Consider the following 1,009-nt stretch of genomic DNA (forward strand, 5'->3'; position numbering starts at 1 on the left):
GTAGAGGCCGAACAAGGCTTGGCGCCGGGCAGTGATCGCCTGGCAAAGGCGGTGGCTGTCGGCTTCAGCAAGCTGCTCGCCTACAAGGATGAATACGAAGTGGCGCGGCTGTACAGCGCGCCGGAATTTCTGGCCGAGCTGCGCGCGGAGTTCGAGGGCGATTTGAGGCTGTCCGTCTACCTGGCGCCGCCCCTGTTCGCCCGCACAGACCCGACCACCGGGCATCTCGTCAAGCGTGAGTACGGCGGCTGGGTCCTCAAGGCGATGCGCGTGCTTGCCAAACTCAAGAGACTGCGCGGCTCGCCCTTCGATGTCTTCGGCTACACGCGCGAGCGGCGCGAGGAGCGGGAACTTGTGGATGAGTACGAGGGCACACTCGGCCGGCTTTTGAAGCAATTGCGAGGCGATCAACTCCAGGCCGTGGTCCAACTGGCCCAACTGCCTGAGCACATTCGCGGATACGGGCATGTGAAGGCTGCGCATCTGGCGCGGATGCGGGCCGAGCGCGCTCGATTGCTGGGCCAAATCGAGGGCGTCGAGACAGGGAACTTAGCCCCGGCCTTGTCGCGTCGCGCATGAACACTGCACGAGGGTTACGGGCTGTTCAATRGCAGCTCGCCCCTCTTCAGCTGCTTGAGCACGAAGCTGGACTTGCTGTGCCGGATGCCTGGAATCTTGTAGAGCTTCTCGCGCAGCAGACGTTCGTAGTCGCGCGTGTCGGCCACGGCGATGCGCAAGTGGTAGTCGTAGTCGCCGGACACGAGAAAGACCTCCAGGATTTCTGGAATTCGCTCAAGCTCGCGGCCGAAGCGTTCGAGCGCCTCGTCAGAGTGGCTGTCGAGCGTGAGCTGAACGATCACCATGTCTTTCAGGCCAATCTTCTCGGCGTTCAGCCGCAGCGAGTACCCCTCGATGACACCAGCGTCTTCCAGTCGCTTGATGCGTGTCCAGCAGGGCGATGTGGTCAGGCCCACTTCGGCACTGATTTCGGCCAGGCTCAGGCGCGCGT

Annotated in this window: 2 protein-coding genes; one reads left to right on the forward strand and one right to left on the reverse strand. The window is 63.0% G+C overall.

Features of this window, described 5'->3' with window-relative positions; genetic code table 11:
* The coding region (locus AC1DU6_RS32730) for a DUF6537 domain-containing protein (protein ID WP_477862433.1) at positions 1 to 579 on the forward strand (579 nt) is incomplete at its 5' end.
* A 14-nt stretch (positions 580 to 593) separates the two neighbouring features.
* Here AC1DU6_RS32730 and AC1DU6_RS32735 read toward each other — a convergent pair.
* A partial coding sequence (locus tag AC1DU6_RS32735) for an Lrp/AsnC family transcriptional regulator (protein ID WP_477862435.1) occupies positions 594 to 1,009 on the reverse strand: 416 nt, incomplete at its 5' end.

Source organism: Roseateles sp. P5_B10 (assembly GCF_056400485.1).